Annotated in this window: 24 protein-coding genes and 1 tRNA gene; 12 read left to right on the top strand and 13 right to left on the bottom strand. The window is 57.4% G+C overall.

What is annotated here, in order from left to right; translation table 11 throughout:
• Positions 1-72: 72 nt before the first annotated feature.
• Positions 73-561, top strand: coding sequence for a dehydrogenase (locus L6990_RS04340; RefSeq protein WP_237202852.1), 489 nt, complete (start codon positions 73-75; stop codon positions 559-561).
• Positions 562-596: 35 nt separating this feature from the next.
• Here the strand turns inward: L6990_RS04340 and L6990_RS04335 are convergent, their stop codons facing one another.
• Positions 597-1226: a response regulator gene (locus tag L6990_RS04335; RefSeq protein ID WP_237202851.1), complete on the bottom strand. Its 630-nt coding sequence runs from the start codon at positions 1224-1226 to the stop codon at positions 597-599.
• On the bottom strand, positions 1223-2611 hold the full coding sequence (locus L6990_RS04330; RefSeq protein WP_237202850.1) for a sensor histidine kinase: 1389 nt from the start codon (positions 2609-2611) through the stop codon (positions 1223-1225). The genes L6990_RS04335 and L6990_RS04330 overlap by 4 nt, the downstream gene beginning before the upstream one ends.
• Positions 2612-3019: 408 nt before the next feature.
• On the opposite strand from L6990_RS04330, the gene L6990_RS04325 reads away from it, so the two are divergent.
• From L6990_RS04325 to L6990_RS04310, 4 genes are all read left to right on the top strand, one after another.
• Complete coding sequence (locus L6990_RS04325; protein WP_237202849.1) at positions 3020-4117, top strand: ABC transporter permease; 1098 nt, start codon at positions 3020-3022, stop codon at positions 4115-4117.
• Positions 4118-4164: 47 nt separating this feature from the next.
• Positions 4165-4911, top strand: coding sequence for an ABC transporter ATP-binding protein (locus L6990_RS04320; RefSeq protein ID WP_237202848.1), 747 nt, complete (start codon positions 4165-4167; stop codon positions 4909-4911).
• A gap of 82 nt (positions 4912-4993) precedes the next feature.
• Positions 4994-5845: an HpcH/HpaI aldolase/citrate lyase family protein gene (locus L6990_RS04315; protein ID WP_237202847.1), complete on the top strand. Its 852-nt coding sequence runs from the start codon at positions 4994-4996 to the stop codon at positions 5843-5845.
• 30 nt (positions 5846-5875) lie between these two features.
• Positions 5876-6112, top strand: a complete 237-nt coding sequence (locus L6990_RS04310; RefSeq protein WP_237202846.1) for a hypothetical protein — start codon at positions 5876-5878, stop codon at positions 6110-6112.
• Between the two features lie 204 nt (positions 6113-6316).
• Here L6990_RS04310 and L6990_RS04305 read toward each other — a convergent pair.
• A tRNA-Thr gene (locus L6990_RS04305) sits at positions 6317-6388 on the bottom strand.
• A gap of 144 nt (positions 6389-6532) precedes the next feature.
• On the opposite strand from L6990_RS04305, the gene L6990_RS04300 reads away from it, so the two are divergent.
• From L6990_RS04300 to L6990_RS04285, 4 genes are all read left to right on the top strand, one after another.
• On the top strand, positions 6533-7666 hold the full coding sequence (locus tag L6990_RS04300) for a histidinol-phosphate transaminase (protein WP_237202845.1): 1134 nt from the start codon (positions 6533-6535) through the stop codon (positions 7664-7666).
• 145 nt (positions 7667-7811) lie between these two features.
• Positions 7812-8984, top strand: a complete 1173-nt coding sequence (locus tag L6990_RS04295) for a thiamine pyrophosphate-dependent enzyme (RefSeq protein ID WP_237202844.1) — start codon at positions 7812-7814, stop codon at positions 8982-8984.
• A gap of 4 nt (positions 8985-8988) precedes the next feature.
• A complete protein-coding gene (locus L6990_RS04290; protein WP_237202843.1) occupies positions 8989-9978 on the top strand; it encodes an alpha-ketoacid dehydrogenase subunit beta in 990 nt (329 codons plus the stop codon).
• Positions 9979-9995: 17 nt separating this feature from the next.
• Positions 9996-11330: a dihydrolipoamide acetyltransferase family protein gene (locus L6990_RS04285; protein ID WP_237202842.1), complete on the top strand. Its 1335-nt coding sequence runs from the start codon at positions 9996-9998 to the stop codon at positions 11328-11330.
• 530 nt (positions 11331-11860) lie between these two features.
• Here L6990_RS04285 and L6990_RS04280 read toward each other — a convergent pair.
• From L6990_RS04280 to L6990_RS04255, 6 genes are all read right to left on the bottom strand, one after another.
• Positions 11861-12877 carry a hypothetical protein gene (locus L6990_RS04280; RefSeq protein WP_237202841.1) on the bottom strand — a complete coding sequence of 339 codons (1017 nt, stop codon included), beginning with the start codon at positions 12875-12877 and terminating at the stop codon, positions 11861-11863.
• Complete coding sequence (locus L6990_RS04275) at positions 12867-14090, bottom strand: sensor histidine kinase (protein ID WP_237202840.1); 1224 nt, start codon at positions 14088-14090, stop codon at positions 12867-12869. Before L6990_RS04275 ends, L6990_RS04280 begins: the two co-directional genes overlap by 11 nt.
• A gap of 164 nt (positions 14091-14254) precedes the next feature.
• Positions 14255-14968, bottom strand: a complete 714-nt coding sequence (locus L6990_RS04270) for a response regulator transcription factor (protein ID WP_237202839.1) — start codon at positions 14966-14968, stop codon at positions 14255-14257.
• Positions 14969-15150: 182 nt separating this feature from the next.
• Positions 15151-15972 carry a hypothetical protein gene (locus L6990_RS04265; RefSeq protein ID WP_237202838.1) on the bottom strand — a complete coding sequence of 274 codons (822 nt, stop codon included), beginning with the start codon at positions 15970-15972 and terminating at the stop codon, positions 15151-15153.
• Between the two features lie 44 nt (positions 15973-16016).
• Positions 16017-16658: a sugar O-acetyltransferase gene (locus tag L6990_RS04260; RefSeq protein WP_237202837.1), complete on the bottom strand. Its 642-nt coding sequence runs from the start codon at positions 16656-16658 to the stop codon at positions 16017-16019.
• Positions 16651-16806, bottom strand: coding sequence for a hypothetical protein (locus L6990_RS04255; protein ID WP_237202836.1), 156 nt, complete (start codon positions 16804-16806; stop codon positions 16651-16653). The genes L6990_RS04260 and L6990_RS04255 overlap by 8 nt, the downstream gene beginning before the upstream one ends.
• A 46-nt stretch (positions 16807-16852) precedes the next feature.
• Between L6990_RS04255 and L6990_RS04250 the strand changes: the two genes are divergently transcribed.
• Positions 16853-18571 carry a long-chain-fatty-acid--CoA ligase gene (locus L6990_RS04250; RefSeq protein ID WP_237202835.1) on the top strand — a complete coding sequence of 573 codons (1719 nt, stop codon included), beginning with the start codon at positions 16853-16855 and terminating at the stop codon, positions 18569-18571.
• A 212-nt stretch (positions 18572-18783) separates the two neighbouring features.
• Here the strand turns inward: L6990_RS04250 and nagA are convergent, their stop codons facing one another.
• Positions 18784-19923, bottom strand: a complete 1140-nt coding sequence (gene nagA, locus L6990_RS04245; protein WP_237202834.1) for an N-acetylglucosamine-6-phosphate deacetylase — start codon at positions 19921-19923, stop codon at positions 18784-18786.
• Between the two features lie 213 nt (positions 19924-20136).
• Here nagA and L6990_RS04240 point away from each other — a divergent pair.
• Both L6990_RS04240 and nagB read left to right on the top strand, forming a co-directional pair.
• Positions 20137-21353, top strand: a protein-coding gene (locus tag L6990_RS04240) for an IS3 family transposase (protein WP_237202833.1) whose coding sequence is annotated in 2 segments (ribosomal slippage) — positions 20137-20416 and positions 20416-21353 — 1218 coding nt in all. Because the reading frame shifts where the segments join, the coding sequence is not laid out codon by codon here.
• Between the two features lie 109 nt (positions 21354-21462).
• Positions 21463-22257: a glucosamine-6-phosphate deaminase gene (gene nagB, locus L6990_RS04235; RefSeq protein ID WP_237202832.1), complete on the top strand. Its 795-nt coding sequence runs from the start codon at positions 21463-21465 to the stop codon at positions 22255-22257.
• A 183-nt stretch (positions 22258-22440) separates the two neighbouring features.
• Here nagB and L6990_RS04230 read toward each other — a convergent pair whose 3' ends face one another.
• The 3 genes from L6990_RS04230 to L6990_RS04220 form a co-directional block, all read right to left on the bottom strand.
• Entirely contained in the window at positions 22441-23133 is a 693-nt protein-coding gene (locus L6990_RS04230; RefSeq protein ID WP_237202831.1) for an N-acetylmannosamine-6-phosphate 2-epimerase, read from the bottom strand.
• Positions 23134-23153: 20 nt separating this feature from the next.
• Positions 23154-24083, bottom strand: a complete 930-nt coding sequence (locus tag L6990_RS04225) for an ROK family protein (RefSeq protein ID WP_237202830.1) — start codon at positions 24081-24083, stop codon at positions 23154-23156.
• 95 nt (positions 24084-24178) lie between these two features.
• Complete coding sequence (locus L6990_RS04220; RefSeq protein WP_237202829.1) at positions 24179-25099, bottom strand: dihydrodipicolinate synthase family protein; 921 nt, start codon at positions 25097-25099, stop codon at positions 24179-24181.
• Positions 25100-25101 lie beyond the last annotated feature (2 nt).

Genomic DNA, 25101 nt, shown 5'->3' with positions numbered 1-25101 from the left:
GGGCAGCTCCGGCAGTTTTCTTAGGGTAACCTAAGAAGACACCTGTTGAGGGACGACGAGAGGAGCTGCGCCTTGGGTATCAAAGATTTTCTGCAGTCACGCCGCGATGACGCCGAGCTCGGCACCGGCCTCTGGCGCAGGGCCCATGACCGCTTTGTGCGCGGGCTAGACCGTTTTCACCAAATCCTTGAGCGTATGCCCGCTACGGATACCCTCGAACACCTCATCCCGGTTGCCAACGACCTGGCAGACCTATTGCCCAGGGTTCGATCTGTTGCGGCCCAAGCTCAGAGCATTGCACCCAGTAGCGGTACCGACGTGCCGGCGTCCCCCACCGGGGTTTATTCAGACCTGCACCGCTCACTTTCAAAGGCGGGTAACTCCCTGGCGCTCTGCGCTGAAGCTCTAGCCATGACACGGTGCGCGGGCACCTGTGAGCAAAGCTGTGACCGTGAAATCGTGGTCTCCCGCAGGGTGCAGACCGTGGTTCAGCATATCGAAGCCGCAGAAGAACTCCTGGGCCGGGCTCTGGCAGAAAAGGCAGAGCTGGCCTCTGCCTAACCTCTTTACTTGACCCTCGGGAAAGGCGGCCCGAGCTAGAGCAGGTTCTCAGCGCGGGCGGTTGCCACAGCCGCCGTGCGGTTATCAACGCCCAGCTTGGAGTAAATGTGCACTAGGTGGGTTTTAACCGTTGATTCTGAAATAAAGAGCCGCTGCGCCATCTCACGGTTGGTTGCCCCCGTCGCCAGCAAGGCAAGAATCTCGGTTTCCCTCTTGGAAAGGGTAATGACCGGCCGGTGCATACGGTCCATGAGAGTAGCTGCGATATCGGGGGAGAGGGTGCGACGGCCTTCTGCTGTTGCCACTACTGCAGCCTGCACTTGCTCGGGCGGGGCGTCCTTCAGCAGGTAGCCCAGCGCCCCCGCCTCAACCGCCGCCACAATATCGCTCTGGGTATCAAAGGTGGTGAGAACCAGCACCGGGGTGCGGAACTGCTCGGTGATAGAGCGGGTAGCGACGATACCGTCCACCGGCTTCATCTGTAGGTCCATGACTACGGCATCCAACGGGTGCCCCTGCTCTGCAAAACGGGCTACTTCAGCTAGCGCCGCACCGCCGTCTGCTGCCTCAGCGACCACCGTGATGTTCTCAAATTCCTCAAACATGGCTCGCAGTCCAGCCCGTACTACGGGATGGTCATCAACCAATAAAACACGTATGGTCATGCTTTCTCCTGAAGGTATAAAGGAAAGGAGACGGTGAGGGCAGTGCCTCCGGTGCCGCTTTCGAGTTCAAGGGAGCCACCTAGTGCCTGCACCCGGTTGTGCATGGCGGTTAAGCCGAAGCCGGTATGGCCTTCTGTTGATGGGGTGCGGCTCTCAGCAGCTCCGGGGTCAAAGCCCCGCCCATTATCCAGTACATCTAGAATAACTTTCTCAGGCCACAGCGTCAGCGTCAGCGCGCTTCGGGTTGCCTGCGAATGCGCGACCACGTTAGCCAAAGCACCCTGAGCACACCGCATCACCGCAGCCGCCACCTGCGAAGGGAGCTGCCGGGCGGCGTCCTCGTTACCCTCAAAGGTGAAGGTGCAGACAAAGTGCTCAGCGCCCGGCTGGCTCTTGCCCAGCGCTCGCCGGGACTCGGCTGTGGTGGTAGCTAGCCGTTGCAGAGCAGAGACGAGGGAATCGTCCAGGGCGGGGGAGGACAAATCTTTGATGAAACGGCGTGCCTCCGCTAGGTTCTCTGACGCGCTGGCGCTAATGATGCTCAGCTGCTCGGACGCCCGCGCCCGGTCTCCCTCCTGCAGGGAGCGCTCTGCCGCCCGTGATACCAGCACGATGGAAGACAGCCCCTGGGCTAGGGTGTCATGAATTTCTCGTGCCAGACGCTCACGCTCTTCTACCTTGCCAGCACTGTACTGTTGCTGCACCAGCTGCGCCTGAACCGCCCGTAGCCGCTCTGCTAGTCGGTACTGGTGGGCGGCGTCCTCCCGCAGAGCGCGGTAGGTAAAAGAAATGACGATAGCAAGCAGAGCGCCCAAGGTGGGACCGATCAGGTAGCCCGGGGCAACACCATCATGAAGCACCGCGCTCAGCCCAAAACCGGCAGGGCCCACCAAAGGCAGAGCCACCGCTAGGCAACAGAGCAGAAGCGTGGCCAATACACTCCTGACCGGGCGCAAGAGGTGCAGATAAAGAAACATAATGGGGAAAACGACCCAGGTGAAAGAGCTACTCAGCAGCATTAATGCCAGCCAGAGCAGGGTGATACAGCTCAACCAGAGAGCCACCGGCAGAGGTGTGCCGGTTTGTTCAGGGCGGTAGGGGGCGGACGCCCCGGCACGGCTAAAGACCTGGTGCAGATTTGAGGGCAGACCCAGGCGATTCTCAAAGACTGTACCCCAAAGGTAGACCCCGCCCAGAGCTAGGGAAAGCGCCGCTACCGCTGTGTGCCTGGCCGCCGGAGCCTCAGATAGCAGGGCGGCTGCCGTGCCAAAAAGAACCAGGAAGGCAAACATCACGTGCAGGCTGATACGCAGCACCATCAGCACCGTTACCGTCTGCACACTCTGGCCGGTGGGTAGAGTCTTAGGCTCCCGCTTATTGCGCACTGGTATCTCCCCAAGGTAAAGGCTTCTTCAAAGATGCTTTGTAGGGCTTTGCAAGCTCACAGTTTGCCTACTGACCCTCTTGCCTCGGTTCGCGAGCTCACAAAGGCAATTCACGCCCAGCCTTGCAGGCTCGGCTGATTCTGCACGCTTTTTGATTCCTCGCGCGCTCGGAAAAGTGTGCTTCATCGAGCCAGCAGGCAAACTGTGAGCTTGCTCCGCCCAAAGCTCTCCTGCATGAGAAGCCTCGTAATAGTCAGCACCAGTCTACTCAGGGTGCAAGCTGCTTTCCGGCCGCGCGCATCGTCCAAACGGTTGATAAAAAGCTCAACCCTTACCCCGATGTGCAACCTACCCCCTGCCCGGTTGAATAGTAATAGATTAGAAAACCGTGACACGAAAGGCAGAACAATGTTTGTAGGCTGGCGAGACATCCTCTTTGCTAAAGGCAGGTTCACCCTCATCGGGGCTACCGTAGCCCTCATTACCCTGCTGCTGGTCATGCTGACCGGGCTCACCGGGGGATTGGGCAACCAAAACACTGATGCCCTTGAAAAACTTCCCGCTGACACCCTGGTCTTTGCGCCCTCCAACGAGGGCGGCGAGGCGTCTTTCACCGACTCACAAATCACCGCCGGGTTACTGAACACCTGGCAGAGCGCAGAGGGCACGACCTTAACCGAGCCCCTTGGCGTGAGCACCGGAAGGCTTGAAGCTGACACCGCGGTCTCCATGACCCTCTTCTCGCTGCCTGAAGGCTCAGCAACCGTGACCGAAGTTTCGCCCCTGCTCGAAGGCTCACTGCCTGCCGACGGCGAAATCCTGCTCCCCGCCACCACCGCCCAGGACGCCGGGGCACAGGTGGGCGATACTGTCACTTTCAGCGGCACCGACCTGGTGGTCTCCGGTATCGCTGAAGACACCTTCTACTCCCACACCCTGACCGGCTGGGCAACCACCGCCACCTGGCAGAACCTCACCCACCAGCGCACCCTAGAGGGAGATGAAGCAGTGCTGGGCACCGTGATGCTGGCAGAGGGTAGCGCTGACGTTGAAGCTCTCGCCGCAGAAACCGGCACACAGGCGCTCACGCCCCGCGAGTCCTTCAACGCTTTGCCCGCCTACAGCTCAGAACGAGGCTCCCTGGTCACCATGCAGGGCTTCCTCTACGGCATCTCAGCTCTGGTGATCATCTCCTTCCTGACCGTCTGGACGATCCAGCGCACCCGCGACATCGCCGTCATGCGCGCCCTGGGAGCCTCCCAAGGCTTCCTCACCAAGGATGCCCTGGCACAGACTGCCTTTATCCTGGCAGTAGGTGTGGCAATCGGAGCTCTGACCGGGTTGGGCCTAGGTGCCCTGGCAGCGAACGCCGTACCCTTCCAGCTCACCGCGCTTACCGTTCTTGCACCCGCAGCAGGTATCTGGGTACTGGGTATGGCAGGCTCTCTCTTCGCCCTGCGCAAGGTAGCCAAGGTAGACCCCATGATTGCCCTGGGCGGCAACTAACCCCACGCTCTTACTCGATCACCCCTCTTCGCGAAAGGCTAACCACCATGACTGCAACCCTCACCGCACCTACCCAAGCCGTTACTCCCAACGACAGCGTGCTAGAACTGCGCGACATCGTTCTGGAATACCCAGATGGAGTAGACGCCGACGGCAACCCCACCGTCATGCGCGCACTCGACAGCGTAAGCCTGACCGCCCACCGCGGCACCCTAACCGCCGTGACCGGGGCATCCGGCTCCGGTAAATCCTCCCTACTCTCGGTAGCAGCCGGGCTGATTACCCCCACCAGCGGCGCCCGCATTATCCAAGGCAACCGCACCGAAAATTACAGTGACCGCCAACTGGCCGAGCTTCGCCGCACCACCGTCGGGTTCATCTTCCAGCAGCCCAACCTACTGGCCTCCCTCACCGCCGCTGAACAGCTCGAGCTGGTGGCGCGCATTAGCGGCGCTCGCGGCACTGACCTCAAAGTAGCCCGCCAGCGAGCAACCGAACTTCTTGACCTGGTGGGGCTCGGCGCTGAGAAGGGCCGCAAGATGCATCAGCTCTCAGGCGGTCAGCGTCAGCGCGTCAATATTGCCCGTGCCCTCATGAATACCCCCGCCCTGCTCCTTGCCGATGAACCCACCAGCGCCCTGGACGCCGAGCGCTCCGCCTCTATCGTGGAACTGCTGGCACAGATCACCCGCGAATTCAACACCGCCACCTTGCTCATTACCCACGACGGGGACCAATTGGCTCACGCGGACCGCACGGTGCACATGACCGATGGGTGCCTTACAGACGCCTAGAGATAGCTTACGTGCCAGCCTCCCGGCAGGGTGAGCAAGGTAGAATGAGTTGCAGTCAAAGAAACCATAACAAGGACTTTTTGTGATTAACTTTCACCGCAACGAACGTGCCGCCTCCCTCCCCGCCCGCCTCTCCCGCTCCTGGCTTTTGGTCAGCGCAGCAGCAACCGAAGAGGCGATCGCTCAAGCCCTTGAATCTGAGGCTGACTCGGTGCTGATCGACCTTGAAGATGGCTGCCCGGCCGATCAAAAGGACGCGGCGCGCGAGCGCGTAGTCGCCGTGCTCAATGGGGGAGCTAGCGCCTGGGTTCGTATCAACGGTATTGAGAGTGAGCACTGGGCTAAGGACCTTGAAGCCCTGAACAACGCTGCCGGTCTCAAGGGCGTCATGCTGGCTATGACAGAGCACCCCGACCACGTGACCCGCACCGCCATGATGCTCCCTGCCGGCACCCCCGTTATTGCTCTCATTGAAACCGCCCTGGGTATGGTGAACGTTGTGCGCATCGCCAAGGCACCTGGCACCTTTCGCCTGGCTTTCGGGCAGGGTGACTACCGCCGTGACACCGGTGTCTCAGATGACCCCATCGCTCTGGCTTTTGCCCGCTCCCAGATGGTGCTGGCATCCCGCGTGGGTGGCCTTGCTGGCCCCATTGATGGCCCCTCGGTCGGTAAGTACGGGTCAGACCTCATCAGGGATTGTGCGGTAACCACCAGCCACGGCATGACCGGTAAGCTGACCCTTGACCCAGCCCAGACCGAAACCATCAATCTGGGTCTGGCGCCCAGCTCCGATGAAATCGCTTGGGCACGGGAACTGCTGCAAAAGAGCGAGGGGGACTCCGTGCCTAAGGACGGCTCCTACCTGCCTCGCCTGGCACGTGCCCGCAAGGTATCCTCCCTGGCCAAAACCTACGGCCTGTGGCGTAGCTAAATTGTTGGTGAGACGCTGAAAGAGGCACCGGTGAAAGATTATTTCGGATTCGATAGCAGGAGGACGCCCTCGGGTGGCTTTTCCCGCGGCTTTATAGCTCTCTTTGTCTTCCTGCTCATCCCCTCAACGGCCCTGTGGTTCTTCTACCGCTGGCTCTTTGCCTCAGACACCATGTTCCTGGTGCCCATTTTTCTAGCGGTGATGACCGCTTGGGTCTGGGCCTACCTGATTGGCTACGGCTCCGGGGTTCACCTGGACGAAGACTAAGTGGGTTAACTTCCTTGCTAAGGCGGCAGAGGCATCTGCCGCCCTGACGCGGGTGGGCGCCTTCTTCCGCCAACTGGCTCGGGGCTGGCGTTTAAGGGATGTTGGCGGAAGAAGGTGCCCGCTGTGTCACCGATAAGCCGCCTAGAACCTTCCTGTATACAACAAGACCCGTTCCGCTGTTGCGGAACGGGTCTTGTCTTTCGGAGCCCCCAGTCGGATTTGAACCGACGACCTTTTCTTTACGAGGGAAATGCTCTACCCCTGAGCTATGGAGGCCTGTTGCTGCTGAAAGTCAGCGCGAACGAAAGAAAACTTTACCAGAGGGCAAGCGGGTTCACCACCTGCTGACCCTGCACTGGTTACCAAGCTAACGGCGTCCACCACCTAGCGGCAAAAGTGAGGAGCACTACAATGGTGGGTATGACTACTTCAAAGCGTTCCGGGCTCAACCCTCGCCCGGTCTTCTCTCAGCTTCCCAAGTACGCAGCGGGTAAACCCCCGGCACCGGTGGAAGGGCTGACCCAGTTTAAGCTTTCGTCTAATGAGAATCCTTTTGGGCCGGTGGAGCCGGTTGCCCGGGTGCTTGCTGAATTTAACACCGTGCACCGTTACCCAGATCCGCTCTCTACTGCCCTGCGCACCCGCCTGGGGGAGCACCTGGGTGTGAGTGCTGATGACATCGTGACCGGCGCTGGCAGCCTGGGTGCCCTCAACCAGATTCTGGCAACCTTCGCTGGGAGCCACGCGGACGGCGTTCAGGATGAGGTCATTTACGCCTGGCGCTCATTTGAGGCTTACCCCATCTGTGTTGGTTTGGCAGGTGCCAAGAGCGTGCAGGTACCCAATCTGCCCAACGGCGCCCACGATCTGGATGCCATGGCGGCGGCGGTTACCGACCAGACCCGCGTCATCCTGGTCTGCACCCCCAACAACCCCACGGGCCCGGCAGTAACCGAGAGTCAGGTGCGAGATTTCCTGGCCAAGGTGCCCAGCGACGTGCTGGTCGTTATTGATGAGGCTTACTTCGAGTTCTGCGCAGCCAGCGATATCCCCGAGGGGCAGGAGCCGCCGGTCAACGGGCTCGACGTTTTCCCTGACTATGAAAACGTCATCATCCTGCGTACCTTCTCTAAGGCGCAGGGGCTTGCAGGGTTGCGGGTTGGCTATTCCATCTCCCACCCTGTAGTTACCCAGTACCTGCGTGTGGCTGCCACTCCTTTTGCGGTGACCTCTATTGCTGAGCAGGCTGCCGTTGCTTCCATCGATCACAACGACGCCGTCATGCAGCGGGTAGCCCACCTGGTCGAGCAGCGCGAAAAGGTGGTTACTCAGCTAACTAGCCTGGGCTACTGGGTGCCCGAGACCCGCGCTAACTTCGTCTGGCTACCCCTGGGCGAACACTCGGCTGCCTTCGCTGAGCTAGCTGAACGCAACGCCCTATCGGTGCGAGCTTTTGCTGGTGAGGGCGTGCGTGTCTCTATTGGCGAAGATGAAGCTAATGACCGTTTTCTAGCGCTCGCGGAGCAGTTTGAGCACCGCACCAGCGCACCCTAACCCCTTTTACCTCGGGCCAGCGCCAGCTGAGACTTTGCCCATTATTTGCATATTTTCACTGAAAATTGCAAAAACTGGGCAGAATGACGGTGGCGCGGGCGTAGTCTTAATAGGTACACCACCCCGGTTATCACGCGGAGATCCCATGCCAGAAGCAAACACCCCTGCCACCCCCTGGGGTACACCTGACCTCGTACAACTCATGGATGAGACCGGCACCGTCAGAGCCCACCCCACGTTCAGCTCCTATGCTGATGAGCTGACTGACACCGACCTCAAAGAGATGTACCGGACCATGGTGCTCACCCGCCGGTTCGACGACGAAATGACGGCGCTGCAGCGCCAGGGCCAGCTGGCTCTCTGGGTGCCCTCCCGTGGGCAGGAGGCCGCTCAGGTGGCGTCCGCCCGGGCTTTAGCACCTAACGACCACATCTTCCCCTCCTACCGCGATCACGGCGCTCTGCTGGAACGCGGCATCGAACCTGCCGAAATTACTCCGCTCTTCCGCGGAAGCGCGACGCTGGGCTGGGATCCAAAGAAGCACAACGTGCACCCCTACACTCTGGTGCTGGCCGCTCAGGTGCTACACGCTACCGGTTATGCCATGGGCCTGAACATGGACGCCCAGATTGAGGCAGAAACGGGTGAAAAGCAGACCGGCCAGGGCCAGGCTACAGACCCCAACCAGGATGCCGCGAAGCCGGCTGTGGTGGTCTACTTCGGTGACGGTTCATCCACCGAGGGCGATGTGCATGAGTCTATGGTCTTTGCCGCCAGCTATAACGCCCCGGTTCTCTTCTTTGTGCAGAACAACGGCTGGGCTATCTCGGTTCCCTTTGAAACCCAGTCCCGGGTACCCCTCTCTACCCGTGCGGCCGGCTACGGGTTTGAAGGTCTGCGTGTGGATGGCAACGACGTCCTCTCGGTCTACGCAGCTACCCGTTACGCCATGGATAAGCTACGCGCAGGGGAGGGGCCAGTTATGATTGAGGCTCAAACCTATCGCTTAGGCCCCCACACCACCGCAGATGACCCCACCAAGTACCGCCCGCAAGACCATGAGGCAACCTACACTCCCCTTGACCCTCTGCCCAGGCTCGAAGCCTACCTGCGGTCACGCGGGGTCGAAGAAAGCTTCTTTGAAGAGGTCGCCGCAGAGACCAAGCAGGGTGGGCAAACTGTGCGCGACTACGTGCTGAACAGCAAACCCGAAGACTTTGAGACCTACCTTGACCGGGTTTACGCTGAACCCCACCAGCAGGTAGAGGACGACCGCGCCTTCTACCGTGCCTACACTGCAGGTTTTGAAGAGGAATAAGACCATGACTGAACAGACTCAAGAAACCCTTACCCTCGCCAAGTCCATTACCCGTGCTATGCACGATGAAATGACCGCCAACCGCAAGGTGCTCATCCTGGGTGAAGACATCGGCAAGTTGGGCGGGGTCTACCGTGTCACCGAGGGGCTCCAGGCAACCTTCGGCGAAAACCGCGTGCTGGACACCCCCCTGGGCGAAGCCGGTATCATCGGCACCTCAATTGGTATGGCCCTGCGCGGCTACCGCCCCGTGGCAGAAATTCAGTTTGACGGCTTTGTCTTCCCCGGCTTCAACCAAATCACCAGTCAGCTGGCCAAAATGCACGGTCGCACTCTGGGCCACTACACCGTCCCGGTCACCGTGCGCATTCCCTACGGCGGCATGATTGGCTCTATCGAGCACCACTCCGAGTCACCCGAAGCCCTCTTCACCCACACTCCGGGGCTGCGCGTGGTGACCCCCTCTAACCCGCACGATGCCTACTGGATGCTGCGCAAGTCCATTGCCCACCCAGACCCGGTCATCTACTTTGAACCCAAGCGCCGCTACTGGTCCAAGGGAGAAGTAGACTTCACCGATACCGGCTTTGACCCCTTCAAAGCCCAGGTGGTGCGCGAAGGAGCCGACCTTACTCTAGTTGCCTATGGACCCCTGGTCCCTGTTGCGCTAGCCGCAGCTAAGGCGGCTGAAGAGGACGGCCGCAGCATCGAGGTCATTGACCTGCGTTCGCTCTCACCCCTGGATTTCCCCACCATTATTGCCTCGGTTGAAAAGACCGGGCGCTTGGTAGTCACTCACGAAGCTCCGGTCTTTGGTGGTATTGGTGCCGATATCGCATCCACCATCTCAGAGCGCTGCTTCTTCCACCTTGAAGCACCCGTGCTACGGGTGGGTGGTTTCCATATGCCCTACCCGGTCTCGCGCGTTGAAGAAGAATACGTGCCCGGTATCGACCGTATGCTCGATGCCGTTGATCGTTCCTTTGCCTACTAGAAACGAAAGGTTAAACCATGTCCCAGATTTTTAACCTCCCCGATGTAGGCGAAGGCCTCACCGAAGCAGAAATTCTCAGCTGGAAGGTTGCAGTAGGCGATACAGTAGCTGTCAATGATGTCCTTGTTGAAATTGAGACCGCAAAGTCAGTGGTTGAACTGCCCTCACCCTACGCCGGTAGGGTAGAGGAGCTCATGGCAGAAGAAGGGCAGACCGTAGAGGTAGAGAGCCCCATTATTGCTATCTCCGCAGGTGATGCTTCCCCTGAACAGGGCGCTGACCCTAAAGCTGCTGAACCTACTTCTCTTAACACTAAGGACGCTGGTGCCCAGCAGGCGGCACTGGTAGGTTCAGGTCCCAAGGCAGACCCGGTTAAGCGTCGCGCCCGCAAACGCCCCGATCCAGCATCCTCTTCTGCTCCCGCAGCATCCTTCCAGCTTCACACTAAACCTGCTGCTTCCCGTGCTTTGGCTAAACCACCAGTGCGTAAGGCAGCGCAGGACATGGGTATCAATTTGCAGGATGTCACACCCACGGGCGAGCAGGGGCAGGTCACCAAGAAAGACCTGCTCAACTACGCTGCACATATGACTCTGCCCCAGTCCAAAACTCCCGGGGCAAGCCCCAGTAGTTTCTGGCAGGCAACAGAGGTGAGCGACGATCGAATCGAACGTATACCTGTCAAGGGTGTGCGTAAGGCAACGGCTGCTGCCATGGTGCAGTCTTCCTTTAGCGCTCCGCACGTTTCTATCTTCGTTGATGTTGATGCCTCCCGCACGATGGAGTTCGTCAAGAGGCTTAAGAAGTCACCTCAGTTTGAAGGTATCAAGGTAACTCCGCTACTCATTCTGGCCAAGGCCGTCATCTGGGCTGCTGCCCGTAATCCCCAGGTCAACGCAACCTGGACTGACACCGAGATTCAGATCAAGCACTTCATGAACTTGGGCATTGCCGCAGCTACCCCTCGCGGTCTGATGGTGCCCAATATCAAGAATGCACATGAGCTCAACCTGCGAGAACTGGCTATAGCACTCAACGATCTCACGGCACGTGCCCGTGAGGGCAAAACCCAGCCGGCAGAGATGTCTAATGGCACGATGACCATTACCAATATTGGCTCCCTGGGCATTGACACTGGAACACCGATTATTAACCCGGGCGAAGCTGCCATTATCGCTTTCGGTACTATCAAAGAGAAGCCCTGGGTTGTCAGCGGCGAGGTTATTCCACGCTGGGTCACCACCCTGGGCGGATCCTTCGACCACCGTATTCTGGACGGCGATCTCTCTGCACGTTTCCTGGCAGACGTTGCTTCTATCCTTGAAGAACCGGCCCTGCTTCTAGATATGTAGGAATGAAATTTACCGCCGGGGTATAAACCGGCACAAAAAAAGACCCAGTCTGCGCAAAGCAGACTGGGTCTTTAGGTACCGTTTGCTAGCTCAAGTGGAGCATTACAGGAAAAAACCTGTAAAACCCTGCTCGAGAGCAGAAAGCCGGTACCGTGCCAAGGTGTGAAGACTGTTAAGTATCCCGCATCATCTCCCTAGAAATGCAGGTCGTAGGATCAAACCTACAAGCAATCTTCACAAGATACCTGGTTGGGTCCACGGATGGATAATGCTCCGGGTCAGTCCCCCAACGTCGCCGGTGCTTTGAGTCCCCCGACTCAGCACCACCCGTAAACCGATTTCATCATATCCCACTTAGTGAATCTCTGTTTGTCCTCATAGGTGCTGACAAGAGATCCCTTGATTAGCTCAGATGAGCCAAAAAACCGCGGAAAATCAAGGTTTTTACAAAAACAGGTGTGTTGCTTGTAGAGGTTTTCTGAGGGGCAAAGTGATGTAATTTTATTTATGCGGAAACCAAAAAGGTGTGTCTAGAAGCGTTCAATGGCCCCTGTTTGAGAAATCTCGATAGCGCTTGGTTCATCGTCCTCAGAGTTACCATCGTGCACAAGCATGACGGCGCAGGGGTCATCACTGGGGAAGGCACGGATGGTAATAGTCCCGCTTGAAGCATTATCAAACAGGTCCACGGCGCAGTGGGTGAGTGCAGAGGCCACTCTGCCAGGAAGGCTGGAGCCGCGCTCGTCCAAGATATCGACTTTAACTCCGCGTTGGCGTGCAAGCCAGGCTGCATCCAGAATCTGCCGATTGACGATATATCGCCCGCGGATCGTATCGCGTAGCTGAGCTTCAGCGAACCTAAAGCTGTCCATCTCGTCGTGTGTTACCGGGCTTTGGTTATAGGCGATGCGGTAGAGCATGTCTTCGGTGAGCGCTCGAACCTCTTGAACACGCTGGGAGGCTACCGCTCCCATTCCGGTTTCTTCAGCTCGGTCAGCATCAGCGATAATTCGCATACCACGTGCCTGCCTGGTCTTAGAGTGCGCCTGCTCAATTTGCCGAGGGACAATTATGGCGATGAGCATCAGCAAGACGGGAATAATAAACTCGGTAGCCAGCACGATGCGGGAATCGAAGTAGCGGGTATGCCAGCTCAATACCAGGATATTAAAACCGATGAAGAAAAGCCACCCATAGAAACCGTGGCGCCGCAAAATGAGCCCCAGAGCTAGTGCCGTGTAGGCCATCAGCGGCCAGGAAAGATTCAAGAAAGTCAGGGAGTGACTGATAGCGGTCAGAGTCATCTCCACGCTGGAAAGCCCCAGCACCACGATGAGTGGGGGGAGATACACAGGAAGCTCTAACCGGTGGGTGGGAAGAAAAATAGGGCAGATTGCCAGGATGTAGGCCCCCAGGATGGCTCCCCAGTGCGGGGCTGTGACGACCGTGTAAAAGTTATACCAGATAGCGAAGGCAGTGATTAGCAGTAAGCTACCCGCAGCAAAAACGCTCAGCAGCACGCTGGAGTGGTAGTACTTAGCCAGCATTAGATTCCTCGTTCGGCCACTGCACCACAACCGTAGTTCCCTTATCTGGCGATGAATTGATAGTGACCTTGCCACCGGCTTCTTCCATGCTGCGTAGCATTGATACCCTCACGCCCAACCGGTGAAAATCTAGGTCACTCATCGAAAAACCCTGACCCTTATCTGTAATGGTGCAGAGAATATAGGGGCGCACTTCATCGGATCGGGTGGATCTAAAAGGGCGCCTCATCTCGGTGCGAATACTGATAACGGTGGTGCGAGTTCCTGAGTGGCGGGCTGAATTAGACACTGCCTCGGTCACTGCATGGGTGAAGGCTCGGGCGGTAGCGTAGGGCATGGTTGAATCAGGGGACGCCTGGGGGTGCTTCTCAATGACATCTGGCACGAACCTTAGGCGCTGGTTCCACGGCTCCACTCCTTCCGCTATTTGCTCGGTGAGTTGCTGGAAGGTGATGGGCTGCTGAGGCGGGAGCTTAAGAGTTTCTTCTTCAAGCACAGCGATTGCGCGGCGGGCTAGAAGGCGGGTGCGTTGAGGCAGTTCACCTAAGTTACGGCTGGCATCGAGCAGGGCAGCCATGACGTTATCGTGAACCAGTTTGTCGAAATCCTGTAGGTCTTTGGCGTAATCCCTTGATCGGTTGAGCAGAAGCTGGGCTGAGAGAGTTTCGTAGTAGGTTTTGTCTGATTCCCTCACAGCGTTGAGAGCAAAGCGAGCAAACCCGGCGAGCAGTGCACAAAAGAACCCTAGAAAGGCTACGCGGCTGGCTAAGTCTGCGTAATCTAGGGGAGCGCCGGTGAGCCAGTGGGTTGCGAAGGAACTAGCAATGAGGAGCGAGGGAATGGCGAAGCTGTGAAGATAACTGCCTCGTGAGGTTTCTTCAAAGGCCGGAACAAGCATGGCGTAGATCCCAAAAAGCCAGGACCAGGGGATAGCTGAGGTTTGGGCTCCTTCGCTAAAGGGCCAGGTTATATAGGCGCCGTATGCAATGATCAGCATAAAACTGACCGCTTTAGCGCTAATTTCTTTGCGCACTCCGTTGAAAATTAGGAGGGCACCATGAGCTAAGGTGACAGGGATTAGAAAGAGGTACCAGTAAGAGTCTCGCCCGTACGCCCCTGAGATATCCGCTAAGGATTGGAACACCAGGGCGGTAGCAATCAGAGCATAAATAATCTCTAGGGAACAGTAGAGCCCGAAAGAACTAGGCCCCATGAGCCTTTGCTGACCAGAGGTTAGTGACAGGGGCTTGAGAGAGAAGGAACGTATGCGCTCGACTCGGGATGGCTGAAGAGCGCGGGTTAGATCCCGAGAAGCACCACCGGTAGAGGTAGACAGGGCGTTTCCTTGCTGTAGGGAGGGCGGGAGAGGGCGGTGCCTTAAATATACCGCTGGGCGCTCTGAGTATCTTCCATAGAATCAACCAAACCATCTTCGATAGCGCGGATGCGCAAATCAATCTTGGTGGGGGCGGGTCGTCCTACACGGGCGTACTTTTCGCGGATGCGGTCAATGTTGGTTTTCACCGCAGACTGCTTAATGCCCATGCGGCGGGCTACCTGTACCTGGGCAAAACCGGAAGCGTAGAGACGCAGAGTTTCCTGCTCGCGGGGGGAGAGGCTGGCACGGGAGAACTCTGGATCACCATCGATAGCTGCTGCTAGTTCTTTGGTGACCACGGCTTTACCGTCGGCAATATTCTTTGCTTCAGCCAGTGCATGATCCAAGGGCTCAGACTTTCGAACCAGCCCCAGAGCACCTGCTTTCAGCGCTTCACGAATCAAACTGGGGTTCTCACCAATGCTAAAAATGAGAACCTTGATGCCAGCGCGCTGAAGGATGTCTACGTTCTCGCTGGGACGTGAACGGTCCTGTAGAGAAAGGTCAAGGAGCACGACATCGCAGTCCCTTTTGAGCTTACCCAAATCAGCCGACGACGGGTCATGAAGGTTCCTGCCTAGGGCTACCAGGAGGTCAGCGGCGGTGGGAGCTGCAGCTACTAGTTCAATTTCGCTGGCTCCGGATGCGACCGCTCGCATGCCCTCACGGACAACCTCGTGGTCATCAACAATTCCTACACGTACAACGCTCATACTTACCTACTTCGTTTGTGGTGTGCCTCTGACAGCCTGACCCCTACCCTCGCCCCGTATTTGTGTCACTGGGGCCATCTCCTATTCTTTACCCTTGAAATATTTTACAGGCAAAAAATAGCGGCGACCCGTTTGGAACTATAGTGTGAAGGGTTGATGTCGCCTACGGCACCGTTTATGACTTATTCGCTCCAGCTATTCTCTAGCTTGCGATGGTAAGAAACGCCTATGAAAGATCCCAGCAAGGCTGAAAGGTAAGCGATGACCAGCACGCTGAGAAGGGTGAGCAAGCCGGGAGCAAAGTTTTGTTCCATGAAAAGATGGCCCGCAAAAGACGGTTGCACCTCAATGCTCGCCAGGGATGCCAGCCAAGCGATGGCTGAGCCCAGTAGCACGCCCAGCAAGGTCATCATGAGTACCCCTAGGGCTTGTTTTGCCGGAGCTACCCCACTCATACGTGCAGCTGCATAGCCTGCTGCAAGGAAAGCAAATACGTAGCAGATCCCGAGGAAGATGGCCCAGGGAAGGGCTGCCGCTCTCGCATCGGCGTTGAAAAGGTCGAGAGCTACAAGGGTGGGGGTGTCATAGCTTTTCAGCCCAGCCGCCACCAGAAGGGGAGCTGCCAACTGAAAGAGCAGGTTTAGCATGCCGTGGGCAGCAAGAGCACCCAGGAAAGCGGGGATGAACTGAACCCTTCGGTAGGGGCTCAGCTTGCTTTTGCGACGGGCTGGCACCTCGGCCGTGCTGTAGGCTGCCCTCTGATCGGCCCCAGAACTCCGCAGCTCGGCAGGAGCAGCAGGTACAGAGTGCTCCGCAGCAGAAGGGGTAGGGTCGGGCTGATAACGCACCGCTGAGACCGATGAATCGGCAGCTTGCGGGCTACCTGCTTTAGCGCCGGGCTCTGATGAGTAGGGTGGGAGTATTCGGGTGGGGTCTGCGTCGTTGAATACTGCCTCCCAGTCGCCGGAATTGTTAGGGGAGGGGCGGCTAGAATCTTGGGACATACTCGAGGCTCCTTCTGATAGATAGGTTGAGGATACATGAAGGACTAAGCGAGGCCCAGAGCCTGCGGACTATATTGATGGTTGGGGTCGGTAGGGCGTTCATCGTCAGCCACGTACCGCACCACCTTAGCGGGGCTACCCACCGCTACGGCGTTGGCCGGGATATCTTTAGACACCACGGCTCCAGCGCCAATAACAGCGTTCTCGCCGATGGTGACTCCAGGGAGGATGATTGCGCCCCCACCGATCCAGACGTTGCGGCCCACGGTGATGGGTAAACCACCTTCCCAGAGCGCTGCGCGATCCACCGGGTTAAGGGGGTGGGTGGGCGTCAAGAATTGAACGTTGGGCCCAACAAGCACACCATCACCAAAAGTAATGGGGGCTACGTCTAAAAAGACACAGCCAAAATTGAAGAAGCAACCAGCGCCAATATGGGTATTAATCCCGTAATCAAAGGAAACGGTGGGGCGGATCATCGCGCCCTTGCCCAGGGAACCAACCATGCTCTTGAGAGTTTCAGTCATCGCGGGATCTGAGGCGTAGTACTGCTGGGCGTAGACCTGGGTCAACTGAGTCACCTTCATATGAAGGTCATTGCATTCATCATCGGGCCGGTAGGCATAACCTGCCGTCATCTGTTCAAAGACGCTTTTGCCTTCGCGTTTTTGCTGCCAGTTAGCCATGAGGGCCTCCCCAAAGAGCAAGCGCGCCGATAATGAGCAGACCAGTCGTAATCACGATGAGACCGGCAATAATCATGCGCTTGTTAATTTCGCGCATCAGCTCCCTAAATTCATCGGGAGTGATATCTTGATTTCGTCTACGAGCCATACCCCCAGTATGTCAGTAATAAAGGCCCTGTGGCACAATCGTGTGTATGCAAACAGTCGAAAATTCACCCCAGAGCAACGATTTTCCGCTCGCCCATCGCCCCTGGCAAAAGAACTACAGCCCTGGTACCCCCGCCAATGTAGATTTACCAGAGACATCACTGAGCCACCTGATGGCAGATGCAGTCCGTGAGCATCCCCAGAAAATCGCACTGGAATTTTTCGGTGCCACCACCACCTACGGTGAGCTGGGTGACCAGATTTTGCGCGTAGCTGAGGGACTGCGCAAAGCCGGCGTTCAGCACGGTGACCGGGTGGCCGTCGTCCTGCCTAACTGCCCGCAACACATGGTCGCTTTTTACGCCATCATGCGCCTGGGCGCCGTGGTGGTAGAGCATAACCCCCTCTACACCGCTGCTGAACTGCGCCACATGTTTGAAGATCACGGTGCTAAGGCGGCCATCGTTTGGGACAAGATCGCAGATAACGTCACTTCGCTGCCGAGTGACATCCGCCCCAAGCACATTTTTGCGGTCAACATGATCGAAGAGATGCCGCGTCTGATGCGCACCGCACTGAAATTGCCAGTGGGCAAGCTCAAGGCATCCCGCGAGAAGCTGGAAGGGGCGGCCAAGGGCGCCACCCCCTGGCGTCAGCTGCTCAAGAACGAGCCTATCGCCGCAGACCATCACCGCCCCACCGCACACGACCTGGCGCTGCTGCAATACACCTCAGGCACCACAGGCCTACCCAAGGGTGTTATGCTCACCCACCGTAATCTGGAATCGAATGGGCGCATGGGGGAAGCCTACATCCAGCCGCAGGGTGGGGACGTCATCTACTCAGTGCTCCCGCTCTTCCACGCCTACGGTATGACCCTGGGGCAGACTGTCGCTGCTGTCTGCCACGCTCGCGTGGTGCTCTTTCCCACCGTCGACATGGACCTCATTTTCAGAGCCATGAAGAAGACACCGCCCACCATCTTGCCCGCAGTGCCACCGGTCTACCGCCGTATTCTGGACGAAGCCAAGCAGCGCGGTGTCTCCCTGCGCGGCATCCGCACTTCGGTCTCAGGTGCTATGCACCTGCCCTACGACCTGGTTGCTGAATGGGAAGAAGCCACCGGTGGCATGCTGGTGGAAGGCTACGGCCTGACCGAATGTGCCCCGCTGGTCTCCTGCAACCCACTCAACGAGACCCGCCGCGCGGGCACCATCGGTGTACCCTTCCCCTCCACTGACATTCGGGTTGTGGACCCTGAAACGCTAGAGGACGTTGCCAACGGCGAAGAAGGTGAACTCTGGGTACGGGGCCCGCAGGTCTTCAAGGGCTACTGGAAGCGTGAAGAAGACACCCTCAAAACCCTGGTTCAGGGCGGCTGGCTCCGCACCGGCGATATCGTGAAACTCGATGAGGATCATTTCATCCAGATCGTTGATCGCATCAAAGAAGTCATTATTACCGGCGGCTTCAACGTTTCACCGACCGAGGTTGAGAACGTGCTCAAGCAGCATGACTCGGTAGCTGACTGCGCTGTAGTGGGCCTGCCCGATGCCTCTGGCGGAGAAACCGTAACCGCGGCCATCATTCCTGCTGAGGGATACGCTATTGACCCCGAAGAGCTCAAAGAGCACTGCCGCGCCCGCCTCACCCGTTACAAGGTGCCCCGCAACTACTACGAAGTCAAGGAGCTGCCCCGCTCCATGCTGGGGAAGACCCTGCGCCGCAAGGTGCGCGAGTGCCTAGAAGAAAAGCACGGTAAGTAAAGCCTGCTCACCTACGAGCAAGCCCTTGCTTAACCCATATGAGTTGAGCCGGGGTCTATGAGGCTTATTCATAAGGGTCTTGTATGCTCACGCTCGCCGCCGACCCTCTCGCCTGGTTCGCTTCGCTCACAAGGCGATTCACGCCAGCCCCGAGCCAGCAGCTTCGCTGTAAGCATGCTTTGTTAAACCTTACGAATAAGCCTCTATATCTTCTAACGGAAAGTGCGGACCAGCTGACCAGCAGAATCCAGCAGATTTAGACCGCTTTCACGAGCACAGAGACCCAGGGCAATACGCGGAGTGACGGTAGCTGCCTGCACAGCATCCGCCAGCGGGATTCCAAAAGCAACAGCTTTCTGCACTGCTGCACCCAGGGTAAGGGTGCTACCGGCGATGGTGTCCGTACCGCTAATTTTTGCTACCGAATCAAGAACTTCGACATCAAGTGAGCCCAGCATGTAGTGACCGTCTGCGCAACCGGTGGCTGCCATCGCATCGGTAACTAGAGCGATACGGCCGGAGGCCATAGCAAAAGCAGCCCGCACTAGAGGAGCATGTACATGCACGCCGTCGGCTATAACCTCCAAGGTGACGTGGGGAGAGTCCACGGCTGCGGCTACGGGGCCGGGAGAACGGTGATGGAGCGGCCGCATGGCGTTATAAGTGTGGGTTAACAGTGAAGCGCCCTCGTCAAAAGCTGCTTTTGCGGTATCGTAGTCGGCGTCGGTGTGCCCTACCGCTACCCGGATGCCCAGTTCAAGGCAACGTTGCAGAGTTGCAAACCCGGTGTCCAGCTCAGGTGCAAGGGTAATCTGGCGTAGGTGCCCTTGTGAAGCTTCATAAAGTGCTTCCACTTGATCCGGGGTAGGTCTTATTAGAAAATCAGGGTTGTGCGCCCCCCGGTGAAGGGGCGAGAGGTAGGGGCCTTCAGCATGGATACCCCGTAGGCGTGCCCCCGACGCTGAGAGATCCGCATCTATTGACCTGGCAAGCTTGTTCATTGTGCGCTCAAGTTCGTTCACCGGATTGGCGACCAGGGAAGCGATCGTCCCACTGGTACCGCTAGCGGCGTGTATCTCCAGCGCCGCGTCCAGTTCCGGAGCGTTTTCAAAAGCTACCCCACCGCCACCGTGACAGTGGATATCGGTAAAACCCTCACTGAGATAGAGAGCACTACCGTCCAGAACCTGGGAAGATTCTAGTCGGTGCCGTGAAATCGCTTGTTGCCAGCCGTTGCCGGTGCCCTGTTCTAGCAGGGTCTGACCGTCTGTCAGTATCCATGCAGTGGCACCCGGTGCATGCCCCAGGGTCAGGGGTGTCAGTGAGTGAAAAAGGGTGAGGCGACTCTGCACGGGTCCTCCTTTTGAATCGGTATTGAGGGAAGGTTTTCGAGAGGTCGGTGTTTGATATGTGCTGGCTTCAACTCCGACTATCATACGAGGGTTGCCAAATAGTTTGGGTAAGCCCTACTAAAAGGAACTGGAACAATCATCACTATAACTGATATGTACTGGGTTCAGTCCACACCTTCCACCCACACCCCACCGGAAGGAATAATAAAGACCATGCCCACCAAATACCCCCAAGAATTCAAAGAACGAGCAGTACGACTCGTAGGCGACCGACTCAACCACGCTGACGCTCCATCCATAACCGCGGCAATCAAAGACATCGCCCCTCGGCTAGGAATTTCCCACAACACCCTGGCCCGCTGGTGCAACACTGCTGCACTGGACACCGGCAAAGAAATCAGTACTACTAGTGACGCGGCGGCCGAAATCAGACGCCTGAAACGAGAAAACGCGGAACTGCGTAGGGCCAACGAGATTTTGAAAACCGCCTCAGCTTTTTTCGCAGCAGAACTCGACCGCCCAGCCCGATGATGATCCGCTACATTGATATGTATAAGGATTGTTTCGGGGTCGAGCCCATATGCCGAGTCCTATCCGAGCATCTTGATGGTGGCTTCATTACGGCCAGCGGCTATTACCGCGCAATTGGCCGTGTCGCTTCAGCCAGATTACTATCCGACCAGCTCCTCATTCCTGAACTGATCAAAATCCACCAGGAGAACTACGGAGTCTACGGCGTGCGCAAAATGTGGCAAGCGATGAGACGAGCAGGCTGGGCAGTCGGACGGGACCAGACCTACCGATTGATGCGTGTAGCTGGTCTCCAGGGTGTGCATCGGGGTCGTAAGCCTGTGACTACTAGGCCTGCCACTGTCTTGGATCACCGCCCTGATCTGGTCAATCGCCGTTTTACCGCTGATGCGCCGAACCGTCTGTGGGTCGCAGATTTCACCTATGTGCGTACTGCTGGCGGGTTTTGCTACACCGCGTTCATCACTGATGTGTTCAGCCGGAAAATTGTGGGCTGGGGCGTTTCCTCGACTATGCATACTCAGGGCATGCCGCTGATGGCTCTCAAGCAGGCTTTGTTTGAAGCCAGGCGTTCAGGGTCTGATGTGACGCAGGTGGTGCATCACTCAGACCGGGGCTGGCAGTATGTGGCTGAGGATTACACTGGTGAGCTGGTCCAGCTGGGTGTTCGGTTGTCCGTAGGATCTACTGGAGATTCATACGATAATGCCCTGGCTGAGTCGGTTAACGGTGCGTATAAGACTGAGCTTGTACGTGGCCGGTTCTTTGAATCTGTTGCTCAGTTGGAGGCTGCCACGGCGGGTTGGGTGTGTTGGTGGAATCGGCAGCGGTTGCATCAGGGTCTTGGGTTTAGGGCTCCTCAGGAGGTGGTGGATGATGCTTTAGTTGCTGTTGTTTGATGTGTTAGTTTTTTTGGGTGGTGGGTGTGACCGAAACCCAGTACATATCATTATCTGTAACAGAGCCAAAAACAGTGAAAATTATCGATTATTTACATAAAATATAGGTATGGAAATTATTATTTTTAAAGACAGGGATCGTGCCGGTGAATATGCGGCAGCACTTATTGCTGCGATAACCGAAGAGTGTGCTGCAGCTGGCCGTTCTGCTGTGTGGGGCGTTGCCACCGGATCCTCTCCCGAGAGTACCTACCAGCATCTGCAGAAGCGAGTAGCCGAGGGGCTGGATGTAAGTGCGGTTAAAGCATTTGCTCTTGATGAGTATGTGGGGCTTGACCCCGCACACCCTGAGTCTTACCGCTCGGTTATTGAGGCTGAGGTGGTGAAGAAGGTGGGATTGGCTCCCCAGAACGTTCATGTGCTGGATGGCATGGCATCAGATATTCCCTCCGAGTGTGCCAATTATGAGCAGAAAATTAAGGCGGCATGTGGTGTTGACGTGCAGATACTCGGTATAGGTGCCAACGGGCATATAGGCTTTAATGAGCCCGGATCCTCGCTGGCATCCCGCACCCGCATTAAAACTCTTGCTCCTAAGACCGTTGCTGATAACGCCCGTTTCTTTGATGGCGATACGTCTCGGGTGCCAGTGCACTGCCTGACTCAAGGGATCGGAACCATCATGGAAGCCCGCAAAATTGTGCTTGTTGCCGATGGCCCTAACAAGGCAGCAGCTGTTGCCAGTATGGCAGAGGGGCCCATCAGCACCATGTGCCCTGGCTCCGTCTTGCAATTGCACCCTAATGTGACCGTAGTGCTGGATGAAGCTGCTGCCAGTGAACTAAAGCTGAAAGATTACTATAATTTTGCTCAAGAAAATATCCCCGATTTCCAACGCCCCTAAAATAGATAAGATATAAGAAAAGGAGCCCTATCTGGGTTCCTTTTCTTATATCTTTTGCAAGGATATTTTGTACAATTTTGCTCGAAATTTATTTAGAGCAAATCTCGAAGCTAATATTCAAAGGTACCCCAGTTTTGCCTCTCTGTGGTACCAGCTCCGGCACCAAAGAACCTTACTTATAGCCTAGGCATCGTAGGAGAGTGCCTCCTTGAACCAGCCGGTGATGGACGCCGGATGGGTAATCGCCGTGCCGACCACCACCGCGTGGGCGCCGGCGTCCAGTGCCTGTCTCGCCTGCGCTGGGGTGTGAATACGTCCCTCAGCAATGAGTGGAACCCCGCTAACTTCTGCCCTAATTGCCGTCAACAGTTCAAGGTCAGGGCCCTCGGTCTTGGGGCGGGCAGCGGTGTAGCCCGCTAAGGTAGTTCCGATAAAATCTGCCCCTGCCTCTGCAGCAGCAAAGGCAGATTCTAGAGAGTCGCAATCTGCCATAACCAGTGCCCCGCTTTGCTCATGGAGGCCTTCGACCACCTGCCTAAAGGTCAGTCCGTCCGGACGCTCCCGCAGAGTGGCATCGATGGCAACCACGTGTGCACCTGCCTGAGCAACCGCGAGGGCGTGGTGCAGGGTGGGGGTGATAAAGACACCCTCGTGCCCATCCTTCCACAGGCCGATAACCGGCACCTCCACCGCTGTGCGCGTGAATTGAACATCGGCTAGCCCCTGCACGCGAACAGCTGCTGCACCTCCGATGACGGCGGAAGCGGCAACCTGGCTTGTAGTACGCGGGTCTCGCATGGGCTCACCAGGGTAAGCCTGGCAGGAGACGATGAGCTGACCGGCAAGCTGGTTAATGAGTTGATCTTTGGTGAACACGGGGTGCCTTTCGGTGGGTTTTAACTCGTGAAATCGGGGATGAGGCGGGCGGCACCCAGCAGGGGCGCATCAGACCCTAGGGTCGCAATGGTGATAGGGGTTTCTTTTGCTTGCCCCAGTGTTGCCTGGGCGTATGCTTCCCGGAGTTGGTGCCACCAAGCATCACCTAGGTTCGTTACGCCACCGGAAACTACCAGCAGATGGGGGTCAAGAATAGTTGCCAGGTCGCCTAGGGCAATGCCGGCAGCACGTGCACCAATGGCAATTGCTTCACGCGCGTTAACGTCCCCAGATTCGGCAAGTTTCTTAAGATCGATAAGGGTATTGCAGTTACTAACTCCACCTATCCGAAAATAAGTGCGTACGATACCGGGGCCTGCTGCTACCGCTTCTACGTGACCGATGCCGCCACAGGGGCAATCGATTCCAACAGCCCAAGGGGATGAGAAATGCCCGACGTGCCCAGCGAGTGAGTGAGCCCCGCGAAGGGGTGAGCCGTCCACAATGAAGGACCCACCGACGCCGGTGCCGAAGGCAACCATCAGGCTAGTGGAAACGTTTTGAGAAGCTCCCTGCCAGGCCTCGCCCAGAGCGTGTCCGTGCACATCGTTAATGGCGTAGGTGGGCAGACCGGTACCTTCTGCCACTATGGCGGCAAGGGGCACCCCGCTCCAGTCTGTAATGACGTTGGCAGCGGTGATGACCGCGCCGTCCATACCAATAACCCCGGCAGAGCCGACACCAACACCAACGGGCTCCCAGCCCTGTTCGCGGGCGTAGTCTGCAAGTTTTGCGACTTCGTCGGCTGTGTGCTGAGCAAGCTTGGTTCCGCCTATCTGCGCCAGGGTGGGAATTTTGGTGCGGTGCAGGACGACGCCGCTGGGGTCGATGATGCCAAGGGCGGTTTTAGTGCCGCCGAGATCAACGGCGAGTGCTACGGAAGTGGTCATGGCTGTCCTAGTCAAACCTGGGTGAACGGGGCGGTATGCGGTGCCGGGCGGTGATGTCATGCCGCCCGGCACTTAGTGGTGCTATGGGCACCTTTTTAGATGAGACCAGCTTCTGCGACGATACCGCGCACACGCTCAATCTCAGTGCTGCCCAGGGATTCCATTGGTTCTGACATACGATTTGATGCCAGAATGCCCATGACCTGCAGGGCAGTCTTGAATGCGCCTAGACCGGCTGCGCCGCCTGAGACACTGGGGGTCTCTACAAACACGATGTTGAAGAGACGCGCCAGGCGGTCTTGTTCTTTTTTTGCGGCCTTCCAGTTACCTGTGCGTGCTGCCTCGTAGAGGCGTTTGTAGCTTGCGGGATCGACGTTGGCAAGGCCCGGTACCAGACCGGCGGCGCCGGAGAGCATGGCACCGTCGCAGACGACTTCGTGCCCTGTGAAGACCGAGAAACCTTCGATATCTTCGGTAGCAAGGATGAGTTGGCGGAAGGAGATGTCATCACCGGATGAGTCCTTGACGCCGGCAATCACACCTTCTCGTGCCAGCTTTGCGAGTAGCGGTACGGGTAGTTTCTGCTTAGTGCGTACCGGGACGTCGTAGGCAAAAACCGGAACATCGACTGCCGCAGCAATCGCACGGAAGTGGCGTTCTTCTTCAAAGACGTTGTCGATAGCGTAGAACTGGCTGGTGACCACAATGGCGTCACCTCCGATGGCCAACAGGCGTCGCGCCTCATCAATGACACGCTCGGTAGTCATGTCATTGATACCAACAATGAGCTGGGTGCGTCCGGCGATAGTCTCCACGCAGGTTGTCAGCACTTCTTCGCGTTCGGTGTTGGTGAGGTATAGAACTTCGGAGGATGAGCCCAGCGTGAAGATACCGTCTACTCCACCTTCGATGAGATGTTCAATCAGTTTCTTGAGAGACTCGTGGTCTACCGAACCATCAGCGGTGCGGGGGGTCAGTAGCGGCGGGATAACGCCGCTAAAAGTTGGTTGTGCCATGG

Origin of the sequence: Rothia endophytica, from assembly GCF_928381505.1 — a bacterium.
Classification (GTDB): domain Bacteria; phylum Actinomycetota; class Actinomycetes; order Actinomycetales; family Micrococcaceae; genus Rothia; species Rothia endophytica_A.
Note: the sequence above shows the minus strand (reverse complement) of the source record. Positions and strands in the feature narration are given on the sequence as shown.